General features: G+C 51.1%; 20 protein-coding genes. 15 read left to right on the plus strand and 5 right to left on the minus strand.

Features of this window, described 5'->3' with window-relative positions; all coding sequences use genetic code 11:
• Nucleotides 1-528 precede the first annotated feature (528 nt).
• From RHM61_RS03570 to RHM61_RS03585, 4 genes are all read left to right on the plus strand, one after another.
• A complete protein-coding gene (locus RHM61_RS03570) occupies nucleotides 529-831 on the plus strand; it encodes a hypothetical protein (RefSeq protein WP_322249764.1) in 303 nt (100 codons plus the stop codon).
• 263 nt (nucleotides 832-1,094) lie between these two features.
• Nucleotides 1,095-1,583, plus strand: coding sequence for a hypothetical protein (locus RHM61_RS03575; protein ID WP_322249765.1), 489 nt, complete (start codon nucleotides 1,095-1,097; stop codon nucleotides 1,581-1,583).
• A 48-nt stretch (nucleotides 1,584-1,631) separates the two neighbouring features.
• Nucleotides 1,632-2,165 (plus strand): hypothetical protein, encoded by a 534-nt coding sequence (locus RHM61_RS03580; protein WP_322249766.1) that lies wholly within the window; start codon nucleotides 1,632-1,634, stop codon nucleotides 2,163-2,165.
• Entirely contained in the window at nucleotides 2,162-2,416 is a 255-nt protein-coding gene (locus RHM61_RS03585) for a hypothetical protein (RefSeq protein WP_322249767.1), read from the plus strand. Before RHM61_RS03580 ends, RHM61_RS03585 begins: the two co-directional genes overlap by 4 nt.
• Nucleotides 2,417-2,498: 82 nt before the next feature.
• Here RHM61_RS03585 and RHM61_RS03590 read toward each other — a convergent pair whose 3' ends face one another.
• Complete coding sequence (locus tag RHM61_RS03590) at nucleotides 2,499-2,738, minus strand: hypothetical protein (protein ID WP_322249768.1); 240 nt, start codon at nucleotides 2,736-2,738, stop codon at nucleotides 2,499-2,501.
• Between RHM61_RS03590 and RHM61_RS03595 the strand changes: the two genes are divergently transcribed.
• The 4 genes from RHM61_RS03595 to RHM61_RS03610 all read left to right on the plus strand — a co-directional run bounded on the left by RHM61_RS03595 (nucleotide 2,733) and on the right by RHM61_RS03610 (nucleotide 6,539).
• Nucleotides 2,733-4,415, plus strand: coding sequence for a hypothetical protein (locus RHM61_RS03595; RefSeq protein WP_322249769.1), 1,683 nt, complete (start codon nucleotides 2,733-2,735; stop codon nucleotides 4,413-4,415). The two genes, RHM61_RS03590 and RHM61_RS03595, sit on opposite strands and share 6 nt — an antisense overlap.
• Nucleotides 4,408-4,686, plus strand: coding sequence for a hypothetical protein (locus tag RHM61_RS03600; RefSeq protein ID WP_322249770.1), 279 nt, complete (start codon nucleotides 4,408-4,410; stop codon nucleotides 4,684-4,686). The genes RHM61_RS03595 and RHM61_RS03600 overlap by 8 nt, the downstream gene beginning before the upstream one ends.
• A complete protein-coding gene (locus RHM61_RS03605) occupies nucleotides 4,679-5,581 on the plus strand; it encodes a hemagglutinin repeat-containing protein (protein ID WP_322249771.1) in 903 nt (300 codons plus the stop codon). Before RHM61_RS03600 ends, RHM61_RS03605 begins: the two co-directional genes overlap by 8 nt.
• Nucleotides 5,582-5,774: 193 nt before the next feature.
• Nucleotides 5,775-6,539, plus strand: coding sequence for a hypothetical protein (locus RHM61_RS03610; protein WP_322249772.1), 765 nt, complete (start codon nucleotides 5,775-5,777; stop codon nucleotides 6,537-6,539).
• A gap of 61 nt (nucleotides 6,540-6,600) precedes the next feature.
• Here RHM61_RS03610 and RHM61_RS03615 read toward each other — a convergent pair whose 3' ends face one another.
• The 3 genes from RHM61_RS03615 to RHM61_RS03625 all read right to left on the minus strand — a co-directional run bounded on the left by RHM61_RS03615 (nucleotide 6,601) and on the right by RHM61_RS03625 (nucleotide 10,392).
• Nucleotides 6,601-7,890, minus strand: a complete 1,290-nt coding sequence (locus tag RHM61_RS03615) for an HAD family hydrolase (RefSeq protein ID WP_322249773.1) — start codon at nucleotides 7,888-7,890, stop codon at nucleotides 6,601-6,603.
• A gap of 188 nt (nucleotides 7,891-8,078) precedes the next feature.
• Nucleotides 8,079-9,713 (minus strand): methyl-accepting chemotaxis protein, encoded by a 1,635-nt coding sequence (locus RHM61_RS03620; RefSeq protein WP_322249774.1) that lies wholly within the window; start codon nucleotides 9,711-9,713, stop codon nucleotides 8,079-8,081.
• 187 nt (nucleotides 9,714-9,900) lie between these two features.
• A complete protein-coding gene (locus RHM61_RS03625) occupies nucleotides 9,901-10,392 on the minus strand; it encodes a YqaA family protein (RefSeq protein WP_322249775.1) in 492 nt (163 codons plus the stop codon).
• Between the two features lie 154 nt (nucleotides 10,393-10,546).
• On the opposite strand from RHM61_RS03625, the gene ilvA reads away from it, so the two are divergent.
• The 7 genes from ilvA (at nucleotide 10,547) to rapZ (ending at nucleotide 18,887) form a co-directional block, all read left to right on the plus strand.
• Nucleotides 10,547-12,094, plus strand: coding sequence for a threonine ammonia-lyase, biosynthetic (ilvA, locus tag RHM61_RS03630; protein ID WP_322249776.1), 1,548 nt, complete (start codon nucleotides 10,547-10,549; stop codon nucleotides 12,092-12,094).
• Nucleotides 12,091-12,948 carry an NADPH-dependent 7-cyano-7-deazaguanine reductase QueF gene (gene queF / locus RHM61_RS03635; protein WP_322249777.1) on the plus strand — a complete coding sequence of 286 codons (858 nt, stop codon included), beginning with the start codon at nucleotides 12,091-12,093 and terminating at the stop codon, nucleotides 12,946-12,948. Before ilvA ends, queF begins: the two co-directional genes overlap by 4 nt.
• Before the next feature lie 68 nt (nucleotides 12,949-13,016).
• Nucleotides 13,017-13,589 carry a hypothetical protein gene (locus RHM61_RS03640; RefSeq protein ID WP_322249778.1) on the plus strand — a complete coding sequence of 191 codons (573 nt, stop codon included), beginning with the start codon at nucleotides 13,017-13,019 and terminating at the stop codon, nucleotides 13,587-13,589.
• A gap of 165 nt (nucleotides 13,590-13,754) precedes the next feature.
• On the plus strand, nucleotides 13,755-16,421 hold the full coding sequence (locus tag RHM61_RS03645; RefSeq protein WP_322249779.1) for an EAL domain-containing protein: 2,667 nt from the start codon (nucleotides 13,755-13,757) through the stop codon (nucleotides 16,419-16,421).
• Between the two features lie 146 nt (nucleotides 16,422-16,567).
• The gene (locus RHM61_RS03650) at nucleotides 16,568-17,041 is read left to right on the plus strand and encodes a PTS sugar transporter subunit IIA (protein WP_322249780.1); all 474 of its coding nucleotides are present in this window, start codon (nucleotides 16,568-16,570) and stop codon (nucleotides 17,039-17,041) included.
• Nucleotides 17,042-17,080: 39 nt separating this feature from the next.
• On the plus strand, nucleotides 17,081-18,022 hold the full coding sequence (gene hprK / locus RHM61_RS03655) for an HPr(Ser) kinase/phosphatase (protein WP_322249781.1): 942 nt from the start codon (nucleotides 17,081-17,083) through the stop codon (nucleotides 18,020-18,022).
• A 1-nt stretch (nucleotide 18,023) separates the two neighbouring features.
• The gene (gene rapZ, locus RHM61_RS03660) at nucleotides 18,024-18,887 is read left to right on the plus strand and encodes an RNase adapter RapZ (protein ID WP_322249782.1); all 864 of its coding nucleotides are present in this window, start codon (nucleotides 18,024-18,026) and stop codon (nucleotides 18,885-18,887) included.
• An 18-nt stretch (nucleotides 18,888-18,905) separates the two neighbouring features.
• On the opposite strand, the gene RHM61_RS03665 is transcribed toward rapZ, so the two are convergent.
• Nucleotides 18,906-20,540, minus strand: a complete 1,635-nt coding sequence (locus tag RHM61_RS03665) for a ShlB/FhaC/HecB family hemolysin secretion/activation protein (RefSeq protein WP_322249783.1) — start codon at nucleotides 20,538-20,540, stop codon at nucleotides 18,906-18,908.
• Nucleotides 20,541-20,564 lie beyond the last annotated feature (24 nt).

The following is a 20,564-nucleotide window of genomic DNA, read 5'->3' on the forward strand; positions in this document are numbered from 1 at the left end:
CAAGTAGTCTGACAGATGGGGGAGGAGCGCTGATTAATAATTATTTGTATGGGCAGAATAATAATGTGGTAGGGAACGCGCTTGCGAGTGGTGCCTTGTCTAGTCTTGGTTATGGTATCGGAAAATTTAGCGAATCTACCGTAAATTCAATGATGCGACCGACCATTAATACGCCAAATTGGGCGGCTAGCGGAAGTTGGAATTTGTTTAGGCCAAATACTTATGCTCCTATTGCTGGTTCTACCGCAGGGGCATCGTCTCAGGAAATAATTAACTCCGTGCAGCAACATTTATCATCTCAGTCTGGGGCTAAGAAATAATGAGAAAGCTATTTTCGATATTGTGCATATCTCTTTTGATATGTATTCCCGGAATGTCGCTAATCTGGATCGTTGGAGTTTATTTAAGCTGTATCTTTATTAGCGGTTGCTATCAAACCTTAGGTGTCATAGGACTATTCGGAGCTATCAGCGTAAAAGGGATTCTAGTGAAAGGGGTGCTACTGGCATGTGCGTTCACCTTTTTAGCATGGGTGAACATGCCTCGCAAATAATATTGCCCCCCTACAAACGTAAAAATCCCTGCTCCTCTGGTAGCAATATCATTGGTGGAGCCAGTGCACAGTCCACAAGCAGTTTTTTACAAGGTACGGGAGCTTCTGGAGCAATTTATTATCCGATCCCTGTCTTTCCAGTAATTGGGGCTGTTGGTGGAATAAATAATGGTTATGGTGGGCAAAGATCTATTGAAGGTGGATTGAGCTTTCCTTCTGGGGCTTCTGTAACTCCCATAGTCTATGGATTCCAAGTTAATAAGAAAAAGGAGAAATGATATGGCAGGGCCAAATCTCAGTGAGGAGCAATATCAAAAAATGTCTCGATGGGGGAAAACAATTTATTGGATTGTTGTTGCGATCATTTTTTCTATTTTTGTATATTTTTGCTTAAACAATTCCTCACGAGTTCAAATATGAAATGCAACTGGGAGTTAAGTGTTTTCAACATTAAAGTCGGTGGGTAAATCAGGATCAACGGTGTATCGACCGGCGGAGTCGGTGACGTGCTCGGTGCAGGACTAGTGCGAAGGCGGCACCGATGCTTGAGCAGGTTCAGACAAATATGGCGCAGCAATTAAGCGATGCCGGTCTCGCGCCTGGCCTTGCAAACATGGCAGCGCAAGCGATTGCGACCGGGGCTGCAGCAGGTATCGGTAGTGTCGCTGGTGGCGTATCAGGCGCAGGCATGGGTTTGGTGGTCGATACGAATAATCGGCAGTTAGATCAGCACCAATACGATTTCGCCAAAAAGAATGCCGAACTGGTCTCGAATAGATTAGGCATCACGGAACAGACAGCCGAAGCGCGTATCTTGGCAGAAATGCTGCGCAACTCTGATCATAATACGGCCGTTGCGACCGGCACCATGTCGGATGGCAGTGGTGGCCTTCACGATTACCAAATTCGTAGCCTTATTGGCTGTCAGAATCTGAATTGCAGCGGGAGTAAAAATGATCCGCAATATGCCAACACCAACTTCAATACGCAATATATTGCGCCGAACCAGTATGCCCATGATGCAGCTTAGGGGCAACTTGGCAGCGGGCAGGCTTATAACGAACTGGTGAGTAGCAATATGCAAAAAAATCCAGTGGGAGCAACGCTTGCTGGCGTTGGAATGATCGGCTTAGGATTGGCAACTGGTGGCGGACTTCCGGCTATGGGTGCAGCCATTGCCGGTGCTGGGATTGGCTCAGGAGTGAATGGAGCCGTTCAATTAAGCATGCCACAACCCTTCGACTGGTTCAGTTTCGGAATGGCAGGCGTAACCGGCGCGGCATCTACTGGAATGGGCTTCATTCCGGCCATGCTAGTCAATACAGGTGGTGCGCTTGCCGGGTCTGGCATGCAAGGCCAGAATCCAAATGGCGCAATGATCGGGGCTGGCGTTGGAACAGCGATCGGTTACCCCATTGGATCAAAAATTGAAGGGAGTCTGAATAAGGTACTCAATCCTTGGTATCGGCAGGATTGGAAGGAGGTTGGGATGGGCATGTCTGCTTGGGTTCCGAAGAGTCCGATTCCTTCTTGGGGCGGCAATATTGTAGGAGGGGCTGTGCAAGAGGGTGTGGGTAGTGGAACACAAAATAATGGTAAGGGTCAGAAATGAAGTCAAAGACTAAATTTGAGCTAAGGCGCTGGGCTTATTTCGTGATCTTATTCTTATTGATAGGATTTATCGGTATTCTTTTAATCGCGGAATTTTTAGCTATTCCTTTGTTGCGCTGGTTGCTTTACGACATCCCCTATACCCTACCGAGCTGGAATCGTCTTAAACGCTGGACATTAGCCATTTTATTCATAGGTTTCTATGCTGGAACGATAAGCTGGTATTACGAAAAACGTAGTTCTGGTCGTTAATTTTTATTTTTTTAAACGTAGATACATGAAGCGCGAGAAGTGCCTTAAATAATTACACTTATTTATGACTCACTATACTAAATCAGTAAAACGTATCACTACCATGATCGTCTATCTGCGCCAGTCCAACACCACCGTGCACAGCGACCTGCTCATCAGCGCCGGGCGCGACCTCACCATTGCCAGCGCCGCGCAAAGCAGCAGCTTCAACCAAGCCACTACCCAGAGCAGTAGCGGCTGGTTCTCCTCGTCCATGAACCACAGCCAAGCCACGCAACAACAGAGCCAAGCCGCCAGCCAAGTCAGCGATCCGCGTTTGCAAGCGCTGGCCGCCGCCAGTGCCGCCCTGGCCGTTAAACAAGCGGCCAGCAGCGTTGCACAAGGGCTGAACAGTTTTAACAGCGCCAATGGTTTGGTGATGAACGATATGCAAAACCAAGCAGCATTTAGCGCACAGAGCATGAGTGCCAGCGGTGGCGTCGGCACGCTGCCAGCGGGGAACCAAGGTACGGCCGTCGGTTTGGGTCTGGCTGGGGGAAATGCGCAGAGCGTTAGCCTAAGCGGGATTTCCGGCATCGCAGGAAACACCAGCATCACCAGCGATGCCGCACAAACCGGCATTGCAGCGATATTCAATGCCCAGCAAGTGCAGCAAACTATCAACGCGCAAACGCAGATCACAGCGGCGGCCAGCCAGCAAGCACCGCAGGCCGTGGCGAGTTATGCAGAGAGCCAGCAAACTGCTTTGCGCGAACAAGCGAAAAACGAAAACGATCCGATCAAACGCGCCGAGCTACAAAGCGAAGCCGATAAGTGGAACGAAGGCGGTGTTAATCGCGCGAAGCTACACCTCGTCACCGGTGCATTAAGCGGCGGAATTGGTGGCGCACTTGGTGCCGGCGCGGCGGCACTGGCGGCACCCATGCTTGAGCAGGTTCAGAGCAGTATGGCTGAACAACTCACCGGAGCCGGTCTCGCGCCTGGCCTTGCGAACATGGCGGCGCAAGCGATTGCGACCGGGGCTGCGGCCGGTATCGGTGGCGCCGCTGGCGGAGGCATGGCTGGTGCGGGCATGGGCTTGGTGGTGGATGCGAATAATCGGCAGTTGCATCCGACAGAAATCGCGATCATTAAAAAAAATGCCGCACGTTTCGCAAAAAAGCTCTACAACACAGATGATCCGATGCCAGGACAAGTGGAAGGTGCATTAGCCTTACTCGCCAATACGGCACAGACCCTTGTCGATAATAATTTGGGTTACACCGTACCTTATTCCGCCCAAGCCGAAGCATTTTTGCATACATTACAAACTGAATACGCGGGGACGACTCCGAATGTATCGATTGGTGGCGGGCAGTTTTTGTTCCATGCGACTCCTGAACAAATTAATTCACCGCATATCAATTCCGACAGCGTCGATAAGGAAATTGCTGGCATCATTATAAAAAAGCCGATTAAATCGCCGTCGTCAGTTGAAAATACCAATGAGAAACGTGATCCAGCTACTAATCTGGTACTGGACGAAAAGGGCAGATACAGCCAACGAATCACTGTCGATGGCAAGCCGTTTGAACCAAAATATTTCCCTTGTCCTGTTGCCTCAGCCGGTTGCAGTGGTCAGAATTTGGACATGGCGGATGCGCAGACTGCGGCGTATGTTAAAGCGCTCGATAAGAAGGTTCTTAATGATATAGGGACGGCGTCGACGTTGGTGACGATTGCGAATCCGACAGGAATTCTTGGAGCAATTGCAAGTTTTATTGGTCCAACCGCAGGATTGACATCGGGTTACGTTGATGGTTCTTTAGCCGAAGCGGGTGCAAAAGAAACCATTCAATATGTTGCCGGAGCATACCTGCAAAAAATTTATGGTCTTTCAAGCTCTGCGGCGGCTCAGACTATTGCTATTATAGATTTGAGCGGTGGTTGGCAGGCGTTTGTAGAGCGTGCAAATAGCTATCTTTCTGAAGAAAAAAGAACGAAAAAAAATAATGAATAAAAAAACAAAATGGTCTATTTTGTGCATTCTGTTAATAATAGCGATCATTAATATGGTCGCTAAATATAAGTTCATGTCCAATGCGAATTTACTATTTATGATGGTCGGGTATTTTTGGGCGATTTATAATTTTTATGCCTGCCTTTTTGGCCAAATGTTATTGGCATCGCCTAGTATTGATGCTCGTCCGAAACCTGAGCGCCGATATTTGAGGATTATATTTTCTGTTTTTTTAATGGGTGGTTTTTTTATTTCATTATTTTTTGTTTAAACGGTATCAGCAGGTGCTGTGTCATTTTCTAAATAGCAGCATCAGCGCCGGCCAACACTTGCTGATCGCCTCCGCTGGCGACACCACACTCGCCGGTGCCGTCGCCAGCGCCCACACCATCACCGCCCAAGTTGGCGGTAACCTGAACATCGCCAGCCAACAAGACAGCAGCAACTACAACAGCACCCAACACAGCGCCGGCATCGGCATCGCCATTCCTATCGGTGCCGGCACCGGCAGCGTCAGCGGCCACCTCAGTAACAGCAAGATCGACAGCCAGTATGCCAGCGTTGGACAACAATCCGGCATGTTAGCCGGTGACGGTGGTTTTACTGTTCAGGTCGGCGGTAAAACCGCACTCACGGGTGCCGTGATTGCCAGTACCGCGCAAGCGCTTGAACAAGGGCTGAACAGTTTTAACAGCGCCAATGGTTTGGTGATGAACGATATGCAAAACCAAGCAGCATTTAGCGCACACAGCATGAGTGCCAGCGGTGGCGTCGGCACGCTGCCAGCGGGGAACCAAGGTACGGCCGTCGGTTTGGGTCTGGCTGGGGGAAATGCGCAGAGCGTTAGCCTAAGCGGGATTTCCGGCATAGCTGGAAACACCAGCATCACCAGCGATGCCGCACAAACCGGCATTGCAGCGATATTCAATGCCCAGCAAGTGCAGCAAACTATCAACGCGCAAACGCAGATCACAGCAGCGGCCAGCCAGCAAGCACCGCAGGCGGTGGCCAGTTATGCAGAGAGCCAGCAAACTGCTTTGCGCGAACAAGCCAACTTGGAGTCTGATCCGGTCAAACGCGCCGAGCTCTACAGCGAGGCCGATAAATGGAACGAAAATTGGTACGAGCAGGTCTTAGTCTCTGTTCTTTCGAACATGGCGGCGTAAGCAATTGTGAGCGTGGCTGCAAATGGCAGCGGTGAATCTACAGGCGGCGGGATGGATGCCATCGCTTGATTTGCACAGACCAGTACCGAATATCGTTTTGCCTTTAGGCATGATTCACGTACCTGCCCCAACTTCGCAGGTAGTGAACCTGCTTTACTCGCTACTCACACTTCAGATATTTAACGGACTCAGTATGAAAAATAAATCTTTGCTTCTTGCTTCACTAATCTTTGGCATAGTTTTAATAACGGGCTGCACGACTACACCAGTAGTCGTAAGCCAAAAAGAAGTTGCTCGTAAGGATATCGAAAAAATTTCTAAAATTGAAATTTTCTATCAACCGAGCGAATATGTAGTGATGGATTTAGGGGGGTCATCTGCATCAGGTGTTGCAGGAATTTTTGGTGTCTTTGGTACAATCGCTGGAATTGCAATAGATGCCAGCAGCAAGCTCACTTTCAGAGAAAGAGCGAGTGCAAGATCAAAAGAATTTACAGATTTATTAAAGGCAGAAAAAGCACCTGACATCAATGCATTACAAGCAGAATATCTCGCGGCACTCATCAAAAAATCTGGCCGAGATGTAAAACTCACAAGCATTGCACAGCCTACTGAAATAGCCTCCTTAATGGATGTAAAAAAACCAACTGACAATAATTTAAATGATCATCAAGGCTATGCACGATTGATCTTGCGTGTAACCTCTGGTTATACAGCTGAAAGTGCAACGTCTAGTTATAAGTCCTTGGCGGCCACAGAATACGTGCTTCGAGACCACGAAGGAAAACGTCTTGTATCGGAGAATTTGATAAATAAAGATAATGGCGAAACTTACATGACCTTCGACAGATTGAAGAGCTCATCTAAAGTGGCAGCAGAATCTTTGGGTAAAAACACCATTGCTCAGGCAGATGAAATTTTCCGTCAGACTTTTGATTTGTCTTCTACTACCAACTAGCACCAAGCAGTGCGAAAAAAAAAGCGCCTCAGCGCTTTTTTTATCCCGCCAACAAACCCAGTCAGCCCAGCAAGGCCGCAGCAGTTTTACCGTATTTCAAAGTCGTTTCTACCGGCAACCAATTACCAGTCGATTCTTGGCGGCCTTGCAACAAGAAGCGCGGCTGTTTTTCCGGTATCGCAACGGCGGCGAGTTTTGACAAATCGCCGATTTTGCCTTTTTTGAGGCGATTCACGACCAAGCCGATTTCGGTATCGACAAAGTCGCGCAACATATCGTAATCGCCGTCGCTGTCGCCAGCCACGAAGACTGGGCCATAGCCCTTGGTCGCCACCAACTCTTGCTTGATCACTTGCGATTTGCCAGGCCCCCAGTTCAGTGGCCATTCTTTACGGTAAGCATTTTTATACACTTCACCACTTTGTTCCAGACGCAAGCCGAGCACGTTTTCACGTTTGACGTGATAACCGTATTTTGGATTGCAGGCAAATACCGCCACCACATCTTCTAACGACGCTGTGCTGACATACACATCAAAACCATTCTGACGGAACGTATCCATCAGTGTCGCTACTTCCGTGCATAAGCGAATACCATGGAAATGCGCGGTGGTGATCACGCCTGCCTGCCCGGGCAAAGTAGTCGGGCTGGTGTATTTGGTTTTAGTGAGTCCCATGCCAAGATTGGCATCGTTCGATGCTTCGGCCAGTGCACTGACTTCCGACACCGTCATATTGGCGAAGAAATAGATGACCCATGGGTAGCCGACATGGACGCCATGCGTATCATTCACTGCTTCATAGAGGAAATACAATTTGGCACGGAAATCAAGAAATTGTGCCGATTGCACGATATCAGCCAGACTCTGCGTACCAGCAAAACCTTGGTAATTGGCATGTAAATAGGCGTAATCGCTGTCGAGATCGGCGCAAATACTATCCAGATCAACAATTTTACCGGCAGCATTTTTATAATCGGCCGTAAAATTTCCAGTCGGTACGTTTTGACGCAGAATGCCGGAAAATTCGGCCAGCGTCAGTTTGAAGGCCAGTTGATTAATCTGGTACATTAATAAAGCTTCTTCGCAATCATTCATGATGCTGGTGTTATCCCAATCGAACACAGCATACGGTTTGCGTTTGGCCGTATAATTTTTCGCGCCAAGACCATGACGGGCAATCAAGCCAGCGACCAAGTCATGATTGCGTGGCGACCATTTGGCATGGTCCAAGTTCACCGTGGCAGCGACAGCATGCGCCTGCGCCAATGCCGGCACTGCCAGCGTGGCGCCGGCCGTGGTAGCGAGCAAAGTATGGAGAAAGCCGCGGCGCGGCGTAGTCGATATTGGCATAGGTTTGATCCTCAAATGTATGACTGAAATTAGGGCACTGATCGCCCGCGCGCTGCACAATCGGGTAGATGTGCGCGCGATTATAGTCAAACATTAAGACAACTTGACGACATGCTATGATTTTTTAATCCGACTGGCTTCAAACCGGGACAGCCGAGTGCCGATACCTTGCCCTCGGCGCGGCACCCTCAAGTTAGTTGCAAGGACTTGCCACGCGTCACTGCGATATTGCCGGCATGCGCCATTATACGTTTCATGCCATTGCCCGCCACGTCGGCCAATTTAAATACCGCCACCGCTTGGTTAAGTTGGTGCGCTTGCTCTTCCATGCTTTCAGCCGCCGCCGCAGCTTGCTCGACTAAGGCGGCATTTTGTTGCGTCATCTCATCCATTTGGGCAATCGCGATATTGATTTGTCCTATGCCCAGACTTTGTTCTTCGCTAGCTGCGGTAATTTCACTCATAATATCGGCCACATGCTGCACACTGGCGACGATATCATTCATGGTTTGACCAGCCTCGTCGACCAATTTACCACCTTGATCGACCTTCTCAACCGAGTCGCCAATCAGCGCCTTGATTTCTTTGGCGGCACCGGCGCTGCGCTGCGCCAGATTGCGTACTTCCGCCGCGACCACGGCAAAACCGCGCCCCTGTTCACCGGCACGAGCCGCTTCAACCGCCGCATTCAAGGCCAAAATATTGGTCTGAAACGCGATGCCATCGATGACACCGATGATATCGACAATTTTGCGTGAACTGTCTTTGATCGAACCCATGGTCGCGACCACTTGAGCGACCACATCCCCGCCCTTGACGGCGACGGCACTGGCGGAGAGCACCAATTGATTAGCTTGCCGGGCATTATCGGCATTTTGTTTCACGGTGGCGGTCAGTGTTTCCATGGAACTGGCGGTTTCTTCCAAGGATGCCGCTTGATTTTCTGTGCGCGACGATAAATCGGCATTACCGCTGGCAATTTCCTGCGATGCCACAGTGATGGTTTCTGTCGCCACCCGTATGCTTGAAACGGTAGCGGCTAAACTGTCATTCATGGTTTTGAGCGAAGTCAGCAATTGCCCGGTTTCATCGGTCGCATGCGACTCGATTTGCTGACTCAGGTCACCACCGGCCACCACTTGGGTGATCGTCAAGGCCGACAATAAGGGATTGGTGATGCTGCTGCTGACGCGGTTAAAGGTGAAGAAGAAGGCGACCAGGCAAAACAGAAAAACGGCCGCCAGCACGTATTGCGTTTGCTTAATCGTGGCTTTCGCGCTCGCTTCATCAAGCTCATTGTTCTTACTGACGGTACTAACCACTTGATCGATAGCATTACGGTGGCTGTCATACAGTGCTTGAATTTTCAGCATCGCCGCGGCAGCAGCGGCAGTATCTTGTTTTTGGATGGCTGGCACAAACTCATTGAACGCCAAGGCATAAAAGGCCAGCGCTGGTTCGTGCGCTTGTTTGAGCAGCAAATTCTGTACTTCAGTGCTCAAATTGGCATTTTTCCAGTAATCGTGGCGTTCATCATAATCTTTCTTAAAAACACGCAAACGCTCTATCAATTTCCCCTGTTTGCCAGCATCGCTCTCGGCTTGCAATTGAAACAGCGTCAAGTACGATTCGAGCACGTATTCGGGCGGCGGCAAGACATCGGCAATCAAATCCTTGCCCTGTACGATGCGCTGGTAAATCGGCCCATTGACCTTGATTTCAGAAAAAGTTTCCATGACCAAGGAGCCACAGCCGAGCAATACAACAAACGCGAAACCGAGCAGCAGACGAAAACGCTGACGAATACTGATTCTTGTAATCATGTTGACTCCATAGATATACGTGCACGCCTGCAGCAAAACTTAACTTTTCCCTGCCACGGTCGGAGACCGCGTCGGTGACGTTACAGTTAGTCAACAATACTACGATTCGTAAGACATACATCTAAGGCAACAACAAAATGTGCCGATAAGACAAAAATTCACATTCTTCAACAACACTTCACTATCGTTACGCCAACATTTCCCCTAGCCGATGCCAAAACCCATCGGGTATGCCGAGCAAGAGGTAAGTCATGCTCAGATAGCGCAAAAACTTCCCTATTGCCATATACATGACGCACGGCCAAAACGGTAATTTTAACCAACCGGCCAAGGTGCATAAGGGGTCACCGATCACCGGCAACCAACCGAGTAGCATGGTTTTACTGCCATAGTGGGCCAACCAGCGAAACCAAAAACTCTCGCGTTCACGTTGAAATGCTTGCTTTGCTGCATAGCCCATGCCGTAATCAATCACCCCGCCCAAGGTATTGCCAACCGTCGCGACCAGCAATACCGGCCAAAACATGGCTGGATTGGCCTTGATTGCGGCAAATACCGCCGGTTCCGAACCCATAGGCAGCAGGGTCGCAGAGATTAAGCTGATGCAAAATACCGAAACCAAACCGACCTGCGGTAGTGCAAGAATGCCTAAAAGATAATTTATTGCGGCGACAATCATGTATACCTAAGCGTGACGTAAAGGGCATCCATTATAATAGAAGGGCTTTTTACCGAGTTACTTGCATTTGAGCAAATTGTCGTCAGTGATAGCGCGTGGAGTGAGTCCCCTTCCCTGCGCCTGATTTTGTTGATTTACCTTTCATTCTGAGCTTATGAGCACCGATTATCTGAAAAAGATCTTGACCGCCCGCGTCTATGACGTGGCTACAGAAACCCCGCTGGAGTTCGCTCCGGGTTTGTCGGCACGCATCGATAATCGCATTTTTTACAAACGTGAAGACATGCAAAGCGTGTTCAGCTTCAAGCTGCGCGGTGCCTACAATAAAATTGCCCATTTAACGCCAGCACAACTCAAGCGCGGTGTGATTTGCGCTTCGGCCGGCAATCACGCCCAAGGTGTGGCCTTGAGTGCCAAACGGGTAGGCTGCAAAGCGGTGATTGTTATGCCGACCACCACGCCACCGGTAAAAATCGATGCCGTGCGTACCTTCGGTGGCGATGCGGTTGAAGTCATACTGTTCGGTGACTCATTTACCGAAGCCTGCGACCATGCGCTGGAATTGGAAAAGAAACGGAAGTTGACCTTCGTTCATCCCTTCGATGACCCGGATGTGATCGCTGGTCAAGGCACCGTGGGGATGGAAATACTGCGCCAGCACAGCGGCCCTATCCATGCGATTTTCGTCGCCATTGGCGGTGGTGGTCTGATTGCCGGCGTTGCCGCGTATGTGAAGGCGCTGCGCCCGGAAATCAAAATCATCGGCGTGCAAACCACTGATTCCGATGCCATGGCACGCAGTCTCAAAGCTGGCAAACGGGTAACGCTGGCAGAAGTCGGTCTGTTTTCTGATGGTACGGCGGTTAAATTGGTCGGTGAAGAAACCTTCCGTCTGGCCAAGTTGTATGTTGACGAAGTCATCACGGTCGATACCGATGCCGTCTGCGCGGCCATTAAAGATGTATTTCAAGATACCCGTAGCATTCTCGAACCGGCCGGCGCGCTGGCCGTAGCCGGCTGCAAAGCCTATATCGAACGCGAACGTGCCGCCAAACGGCCGCTTAAAAACGAAACCATGGTGACGATTGCCTGCGGTGCCAACATGAATTTCGACCGTCTGCGCTTTGTCGCCGAACGCGCCGAAGTCGGCGAAGCGCGCGAAGCCGTGTTTGCCGTCACGATTCCAGAAGCGCGCGGCAGCTTCCGCCGGTTTTGCGAGTTAGTTGGGCCGCGCAACGTAACCGAATTCAATTACCGCATCAGCGATGAAGCAGCGGCACATATCTTTGTTGGCATTCAAGTCAGCGACCGGCTCGAATCAGGAAAAATCGCCAAGAATTTTGAAAAGCATGGTTTCGCTTGTCTCGATTTGAGCCATGATGAATTGGCAAAACTCCATATCCGCCATTTGGTCGGCGGTAAAAGTGCCTTGGCAGAAAACGAATTGTTATACCGTTTTGAATTTCCCGAACGCCCAGGCGCCTTGATGCGCTTCTTGGACAGCATGGCGCCGAATTGGAATATCAGCCTGTTCCACTATCGTAATCATGGTGCCGACTATGGTCGCGCCTTAATCGGTCTGCAAGTGCCGAAAAAAGAAATGAAAGACTTCCGCGCATTTTTGGCCACACTCGGCTACCGCTATTGGGATGAGAGCGGCAACCCGGCCTACCAATTATTTCTCGGTGAAAGCGCTAAGTGAGCACAATAAACGACGCCTCTTGCGTAAATTTACCAGAACAATCGGCGCTGGGAAAAAGCACGGCCTACATCAGTCAGTATGACCCTGGCCTGTTGTTTCCAATTCCGCGCAGCGGCAAACGCGCCGAAATCGGGCTCACCACAACACTGCCGTTTTTCGGTGTCGACATCTGGAATGCCTACGAAGTGTCATGGCTCAATCTGCGCGGCAAACCGCAGATTGCCATCGCCACGATCACGGTGCCGGCCGAATCGCCCAATATCGTCGAATCGAAATCATTCAAGCTGTATTTAAACTCCTTTAACCAAACCCGTTTGGCCGATGCCGCCGCACTGGTCGCCTTAGTACAGACTGATTTGTCGGCCGCCGCCGGCGCTTCGGTCCATGTCAGCCTGACGCTGCCCGATGAATTCGCCCGGCTCAGCATGCAAGAACTGAGCGGCACCTCGCTCGATCGGCTCGACATTGAAGTCGACCACTACACGCCAGAACCTAGCCTGCTGCGCGCTGCGCACGATCATGTGGCGGTCACCGAAACCTTAGTATCTCACCTGCTGAAATCAAATTGTCTGGTGACTGGCCAACCGGACTGGGGCAGCGTGCAAATCAGTTATGTCGGTGCGCCGATAGACCAGGAGCGCTTGCTCAAATATTTGATCGGTTTTCGCGACCATAATGAGTTTCACGAACAATGCGTAGAGCGTATTTTTGTCGACATCATGCGCCATTGTCAACCGCAGAAATTGTCGGTGTATGCGCGTTACACACGCCGCGGTGGGCTCGATATCAATCCATGGCGCAGCAATTTTTCTACCTCGCAAAAGCCCGGCAACGGCCGCAATGCTCGCCAGTAGCGGCGCTCAGCCAGCGCTGACAGTCACTGATTTCTCACCCTTTTCTCTCTACTATGTGTAATTTAAAAATGTATTTCCCTCGCTCGGTTCTGCTGTTGGCGGCTGGTTTGATCAGCTTCAGCGCGGCCGCACAAACGGCCCCCGAGGCAGAAAATTCCAGTTGGTACCGCAGCGCTAAAAATAAGATTGAAAAAATCCTCGACGAAGGCGATTTGTCACTCAATTTGTCCGGCTACGCGCACCACGGGCGCGGCACGTATACGGCCGAACGCATTGCCGAACTCAATGAACGGGCCTGGGGCCTGGGGTTTACCAAGGCGTTACGTGATGACAAAGACAATGAAGAGCTGGTCTATGGGATGGTGATTTCCGATTCCCATTTCAAACCAATGCCGATGGCCGGTTATGCCTACCAATGGATGAAACCGATAGGCAGTAACTGGGAAGTCGGTGCCGGCTACACCATATCGCTGTTGAGTCGTACCGATTATTTTTCCGGCATACCATTTCCGGTACCACTGCCGGTGGCATCGATAGGCACAAAAAACACCAAACTCATGGCCGCCTACGTGCCGCGACTGTCGCAAAACAAGGGCAATGGCGATGTATTGTTGTTATTTGTGCGTATCGATTTAAAATAAATCGCGGCACTGTGACTAGCTGTGCCGTGCCGCCGCTGCATTATTGTGTTGACGAATTCCGGTGCGATCGCCATGATGGTCTCGCCGCACTTGCTTAGTGCTGGCACGATCGACCAGACTGTCCGTCGTCAACCTGATTCCTACCGTACCGTATAGACTGTTGTTGTGATATCGCCTATTTCCCTGCTGACGCCCAAGGCGCCCCCTGATGTTGTTGACCATGACTGGCATGCCAGTTTACTGGAACATCATCCCGACGCCGTGTACGTGCTCATCGCCGGCAGCATTGCCTATGCTAATCCGGCTGCTTTGGAACTCATGCAAGCGAAACGTCTGCAAGACTTGCAAGGCTTGTCACCGGACGCCCTTCTGGTCGGACACCATCACGAAACGGTACGACAACTGCTAGAACAAGCCGGTCGCGGTACCCCCCCGAGCGGCCCACGCTGCTATCAATGCATCCGTCTTGATGGCCATGTGATCAATATTGAAGTGTTAAGCAAGGTATTTTTCCACCGCGGTCAAGAAGCGATACTGCTCAGTGCACGCGCGATCGAAGCGGGCCAAATGCAGCATCAGCGCAGCGCTTTGGCGCTCAAAGATAGCCACACCGACACGGCCAGCCGGATTCACGAAGCGCTGCATCATGAGAAAGAAATTCTCGAAATGATCGCGCTCGACAAGCCGCTCGCGCATATTCTTGAAGATGTGTGCGACCGCATGGAGCGTTTGCTGGCCAACGGTTCGCTGTGCGCCATCAGCCTGTTCGACCAAAGCACGCAATTGCTCAGCGCTGCGGCCGGGCCCGGTTTGCCGCCGGAATTTCTCGCCACGCAGCGTAACATCCCAATCGGCAGCGGCTACGGTACCGCCGCCGCTGCGATTCATTTTAATCGCCTCACCATCGTCCAGAACATCGCGCTCAGTCCCTTATGGGAAAACGTCAAAGCCAGCGCTGCGGAATATGGCTTGCAAGCGTGCTGGTCGATCCCGATCACCACCGCCTTTCATAGCGTGCTCGGTACCGTCGACGTCTACTGCCAAGGCGTGCATAGCCCGGGTGATGAAGAACAGGCGATGATCATCGACGCCTGCGATCTGATCGGCTTGGCGATCGATAAAAAAAATATGGAGCAAAGCCTGGAGGAAAGCGAAGAACGCTATCGCTCGGTGGTGACCAATCTGTCGGAAGGCATCATGGTGATTGCGCCGAACGGGCAAATCGTCACCAGTAATCCCAGTGCTTTACGTATTTTAAAAATCATCGATGTCAGCCAAGTCGGACGACGCCACCGCTATTTCAAACGGGTTTTCGGTGAAGATGGAGCGGCACTGAAACTCGGTGACGATCCGGTTTCCTTCGTCTTCAAAACCCGCATGCCGATTTTGAATCTCTCGACCGGTGTCGAGCTCAGAGATGGTTCGATAGTCTGGCTACTGATAAATTGCTTGCCAATTTTCAAAAAGAGCAATGCCAGCATTTCCGCCGTACTGGTATCATTTACCGATACTACCGAGGTACGCGAAACGCAGCGCCAGCTCAGTTACATGGCTTCCTTTGATGCCTTGACCGGCCTGCCGAACCGCCATCAGCTCAATTTGCGACTGACCAAAGCGCTCAGCGTAGCGCGCATGCATCAGCAGCGCGTGGCCTTGTTGTTTCTCGATTTGGACCGCTTCAAAAACGTCAATGATACGGCTGGCCATGCGGCCGGCGATATTCTGTTGCGTGATGTCGCGGCCAGACTCAATTCATGCATACGCAGCAGCGATATGCTGGCGCGTCTCGGTGGCGATGAATTCGTCATCGTCGCTGAAAGCGTCGCCGATGCCGACTACCTGCGCAGCTTGGCGGAACGGGTGCTGGCCAGAATGCGCGAACCCTTCTTGATCGAAGGGAACCAATACCACCTCGGTACCTCGATAGGCATCAGCGTGTTTCCCCACGATGGTGACGATGCCTCGACCCTGATGCGCTGCGCCGATTCAGCGATGTATCATGCGAAGGAATCGGGACGCAATAACTATCAGTTTTTCACCACCGAACTCAATGTCCGCGCCCAGCATCGTTACGCACTGGAAACCAACTTACGCCGCGCCCTCAGCGATGGCGAATTTTTAGTCTACTACCAACCGAAAATCTGCCTGCAAACCTCGCGCATCGTTGGTGCGGAAGCCTTGATACGCTGGGATATGCCGGGTGTAGGCATCATTCCACCGAATGACTTCATTCCTATTTCGGAAGAAATCGGCCTGATCCTGCCGCTCGGCCGCTGGGTGATCGAACAAGTCTGCCGCCATACCAGCCAGTGGCGTGCCGAGTTCGTTGCCGATCTGGTGGTGAGCGTGAATATTTCGCCCAAACAGTTTCAAGATCCCGGATTATGCCAGTTCATAGCACAAACCTTGGCAGATACCGGCCTGCCCGGTTGCGCCTTGCAATTGGAGATCACCGAAGGTTTGCTCATGGGCGACATCGAATTGTTATTGCCGGTGTTTGAAGCCATCAAACAACTGGGAATCAGCATTTCGCTCGACGATTTCGGCACCGGCTTTTCTTCCCTGTCGTACCTGCAGCGTTTTCCCATCGATAATCTGAAGATCGACCGTTCCTTCATTAAACAAGTACCGGAAAATCCAGATTCCGTGGTGCTCACCCACGCCATTATTGCCATGGCCAAGGCGCTGGGCATGACGGTGACAGCCGAAGGGGTGGAAAATGTCGAACAAATGTTTTTCCTCACCGATTCCGGCTGCCAAGAAATGCAAGGTTATTATTTCAGCCAGCCACTGCCAGTGGCGCAATTTGAAAAACTGTTGCGGGCCTGCTAAATGGAAAGCGACACCGTACTAGCCGACAGAACAACACAGACCAAAGCCGTCGAGCATATTTACACTAAGACGACAAAAGAAGCCTATAATTCGGTGGGAATTTACCCTATGCCGATCGCGACAACGCGCTAACCCGCTCTTGCACCATGACGAATATTGCAAAAATTCTGCCCCTTGCCAACGTCCTTCTGGACTTGGAAATCTCGAGTAAAAAACGGGCCTTCGAGCAAGCTGGTTTATTATTTGAAAATAATTGCAGCATCGCCCGCTCGACAGTGTCGGAAAATCTGTTCGCCCGCGAGCGCCTCGGTTCGACCGGACTCGGCCACGGCGTAGCCGTGCCGCATGGTCGTATCAAGGGCCTCAAAGCACCGATTGCCGCTCTGATCCGCCTTAAGGAAGCGATTCCATTTGAATCACCAGACGGCCAACCGGTCAGTTTGCTGATTTTTTTGCTGATGCCAGACAATGTCACCCAGCAACATCTGGAAATTCTGTCAGAAATAGCAGAAATGCTGTCGAATGAAAACTTCCGCAATGAATTGAACTCCGAACCCGATGCCACGATGATTTATGAAAAAATCCTCGCTTGGCGCCCTGACCTGTTGCCTTCATCCTGAAGCAACAGTTCATCATCGCTGGATTTTTCTCCTGTTGCCATGCCTCTTAATACAGAATTAACGATACAAAAAATCTACGACGACAATCGCGACATCATGCAACTCGGCTGGTTTGCCGGGTTTGCAGGTGCCGATAAACAAATTACCGGCGATGCAGCCTCATCGGCCGATCAAGTCGGCCATCTGAATTTGATCCATCCTGGCCGTATCCAAGTGCTGGGCCATCAAGAACTCGAGTATTACCATCGCCTGTCGAATGCTTCGCGCGCCAATCTGATCCGCGAACTGGTGTCAGGTGGGCCACCAGCCTTGATCGTGGCACAAGGTCTCGATTCGCCACCAGCCTTTTTGACCACCTGCGACGACAATAACATTCCCCTGTTTTCCACGCCCTATCCGGCGGCCCAGGTAATCGATTATTTGCGCGTGTATTTGTCCAAAAAACTGGCCCAACGGATCACCATGCATGGCGTCTTCATGGATGTGCTCGGCGTCGGCGTACTCATCACTGGTGAATCCGGCTTGGGTAAGAGCGAATTGGGGCTGGAACTGATTTCACGCAGTCATGGTTTGGTGGCCGATGATGCCGTCGAATTTTCGCGTATCGCACCGAACATGATAGAAGGACGCTGCCCCGAATTGCTACAGAACTTACTCGAAGTGCGCGGCCTCGGACTGCTCGACATCAAAACCATCTTCGGCGAAACCGCCGTACGGCGCAAGATGCGCTTGAAACTGATCGTCCACTTGGTACGCCGCAGTACCCTGGAAGAAAATTACGAGCGCCTGCCCATCGATTCCCAGAGCGAAGATGTGTTGGGCTTGCCGATTCGTAAAGTTGTCATTCCCGTGGCTGCCGGCCGCAACATCGCGGTGTTGCTGGAAGCGGCGGTACGTAACACCATCTTGCAACTGCGTGGCATCAACACGCTCGAAGATTTCATGGAACGGCAGCGACGTGCCATGGAAGCCGGAGACTAAGATGCAAATTCTGCTCATTTCCGGCATTTCCGGTTCCGGTAAATCAGTCGCCCTCAATGTGCTCGAAGATGCAGGATATTACTGCGTCGACAATCTGCCGCCGACCTTGCTGCCGCAATTGATACTCACGCTCAGCCAAGAAGCGCACCCACAAGCGGCGATTGCCATCGATACCCGCAGCGCCCACTTGCTGACCGAGATGCCGGCGATGATACAGTCGCTGCGCGCCGAGGGCCACGATGTGCGGGTGTTATTTTTTACTGCCAACAGCGACTCCTTGGTGGCGCGTTTTTCCGAAACGCGTCGCAGCCACCCGCTCTCACATCGACTCGGCATCGATGAAAGCGGCACGCTGCACATGAGCCTGACCGAATGTATTGAAGAAGAACGAGAAATTTTGGCCGGTCTTCAAGCATTGGGGCATGTCATCGATACCACCGATCTGAGCGCCAACCAGTTACGTTCCTGGATCAAGCAATTAATCCATATCCGTCACGCGCCGCTGACACTGATGTTCGAATCGTTCGCCTTCAAACGCGGCGTACCGCTCGATGCTGATCTGGTATTCGATGTCAGAATGCTGCCCAATCCGCATTACGATCTGAAACTGCGTGCGCTCACCGGACGCGATGCACCGGTAGTGGCCTTTCTCGAACAACAGAAGATGGCACTCGAGATGTATGAAGATATTCTCAGTTTTCTCACCAAATGGATACCGGCCTTCAAGGCCGATAACCGCAGTTATTTAACCATTGCCATCGGCTGCACCGGCGGACAGCATCGCTCGGTGTATATGGTGGAAAAACTCAGTGCTTTTTTCCGACCGACCGAGCAGGTATTGGTGCGGCACCGACGCTTACAGTAACACCAAGCCGGTTTTTCATTAAAATATGCCACCGACACTGGCCCACATCCCACCGGCACGGGCCGTCGTGTCATAGCTTCGGCCCGCTGATTTTTGTGCATAATAAATATCCGCATTCAAAAATTTCCACTGCATTTTCATGCCCACGCCAATCGAGCTCAGATTGGCGCTGGCAATTTCTCCACTCTGTGCCGCTTTACGCGCAACATGGCCGGCATCGTAAAAGCTGTAGAGTCGCAGCGCCAGCATGTCAGTACTTAAATTCGGGGTGATTAACTCAACGCGGCCCGTCACACCACTATCCCCCCCGAGCAGACCATTCTTAAAACCACGCACCGCATTCGGGCCTGCAATATACACTTGTTCGCCCGAAACCAAAGGGCGATTAGCTGATTGGCCGGATATATTACTCTGCAACAGCCAGTCCGCCACGCTGGTATGCAGACTGAAACTATAGTTCAGCAGAGTGTAATTCCCCTCTGCTCCAACACGACTTTTTCCTAGTGCAGCCGAATTATCTGAGGCTAATTGCCCGGAAAAGTTATGGCTGAGCACCACATCGGCCGACAAGCTAGTCGTCACATTCAGATTGAGTAATCCATTCACGCCGAGTGTGATGAGTGAAGTACTGACACTCGGCACCAAGGCTGTTTGGCTGCTATCGTAATTGAACGTCACGTCGTTATCATAGTGACTGTAACGATAACCGGCGCTCACTGTGAAGGCATCGCTGCTACCAAATCGTGGCAAGACATAATTCCAACGCAAGCCCAAATTATGACCGGCACCACTGATATGAAACACATCAACATTGCCAGGATTGGATTTACTGTAAGCACCGTAAAACTCGATACTTTGTGCATTGGCATACAAAGGCAGGGTATAGCCGGTAGAAATCGCGCTCGCTTCCTGTTGGCCTAAAATATTCAGTTTCAGCACATCATCACGGCCGCTGAGATTACCATGCAAGTAACCGAGATTTATACGCGCCACCTGGTCATAACCAGGTATGGTGCCGAAATTATCAACCGTTACGTAGCCCTTATCGGCACGAGCGGTGCTGGTACTGATGTCGGCCGATAAACCATCTGATTGCGGTATTAATTTCGCATTCAAGTCTTTGCTGGGATTAGTTTGAGCCAACCGCAACTGACGATCCAGCAAATCCAAATCAACCGGCTGCCCAACTTGGAGGCTAGGAATAGAACGCCGAATATTATCGGCAGTAAAGCCAGCTGCGTCCGTAACATTCAGTGCTTTCAAGAGCGGCATTTTGCGTACTGAAACATGCAATGTGACCGTATTTTGGCTGATCGTTTGCGCTGGAACAGTCACTAGAAAATGGTTTTCTGCCAGTTGATCTAGCGCATGCTGCAAAGCCAAACGGGCGCGCTCAACATCATCCATACTCGTACCCTTAGTTGTTGCGCTCAGAGCCAGCGCGCGCTTGACCACAGTTTCATCAACTCCTTGCTCAACTTCGGTTTTCACCGTATCAAAGCGCACAGTAGGGGTTTCGGTCGCACCGGCAGATGCCGTGAAGACGATGACAGAGAACAAGCAAACACAAATGTATTTTGAGGTCATATCCACAGGAACTTTAAATAATTGAGAAAAATCGTCGGTTTCAAACAAGGCATCTCGCATCAGCATGAGGCAATGGGCTGATGCGCGATC

Origin of the sequence: Undibacterium sp. CCC3.4 (genome assembly GCF_034347425.1) — a bacterium.
Taxonomy (GTDB): Bacteria; Pseudomonadota; Gammaproteobacteria; order Burkholderiales; family Burkholderiaceae_D; genus Undibacterium.

Bases quoted from the DNA above. Each gene is read 5' to 3' on its own strand.
- RHM61_RS03570 (WP_322249764.1), top strand. From the start codon at position 529: ATGGGTGAACATGCCTCGCAAATAATATTGCCCCCCTACAAACGTAAA.
- RHM61_RS03575 (WP_322249765.1), top strand. From the start codon at position 1,095: ATGCTTGAGCAGGTTCAGACAAATATGGCGCAGCAATTAAGCGATGCC.
- RHM61_RS03580 (WP_322249766.1), top strand. From the start codon at position 1,632: ATGCAAAAAAATCCAGTGGGAGCAACGCTTGCTGGCGTTGGAATGATC.
- RHM61_RS03585 (WP_322249767.1), top strand. From the start codon at position 2,162: ATGAAGTCAAAGACTAAATTTGAGCTAAGGCGCTGGGCTTATTTCGTG.
- RHM61_RS03600 (WP_322249770.1), top strand. From the start codon at position 4,408: ATGAATAAAAAAACAAAATGGTCTATTTTGTGCATTCTGTTAATAATA.
- RHM61_RS03610 (WP_322249772.1), top strand. From the start codon at position 5,775: ATGAAAAATAAATCTTTGCTTCTTGCTTCACTAATCTTTGGCATAGTT.
- RHM61_RS03615 (WP_322249773.1), bottom strand. From the start codon at position 7,890: ATGCCAATATCGACTACGCCGCGCCGCGGCTTTCTCCATACTTTGCTC.
- RHM61_RS03620 (WP_322249774.1), bottom strand. From the start codon at position 9,713: ATGATTACAAGAATCAGTATTCGTCAGCGTTTTCGTCTGCTGCTCGGT.
- RHM61_RS03625 (WP_322249775.1), bottom strand. From the start codon at position 10,392: ATGATTGTCGCCGCAATAAATTATCTTTTAGGCATTCTTGCACTACCG.
- ilvA (WP_322249776.1), top strand. From the start codon at position 10,547: ATGAGCACCGATTATCTGAAAAAGATCTTGACCGCCCGCGTCTATGAC.
- RHM61_RS03640 (WP_322249778.1), top strand. From the start codon at position 13,017: ATGTATTTCCCTCGCTCGGTTCTGCTGTTGGCGGCTGGTTTGATCAGC.
- RHM61_RS03650 (WP_322249780.1), top strand. From the start codon at position 16,568: ATGACGAATATTGCAAAAATTCTGCCCCTTGCCAACGTCCTTCTGGAC.
- hprK (WP_322249781.1), top strand. From the start codon at position 17,081: ATGCCTCTTAATACAGAATTAACGATACAAAAAATCTACGACGACAAT.
- rapZ (WP_322249782.1), top strand. From the start codon at position 18,024: ATGCAAATTCTGCTCATTTCCGGCATTTCCGGTTCCGGTAAATCAGTC.
- RHM61_RS03665 (WP_322249783.1), bottom strand. From the start codon at position 20,540: ATGCTGATGCGAGATGCCTTGTTTGAAACCGACGATTTTTCTCAATTA.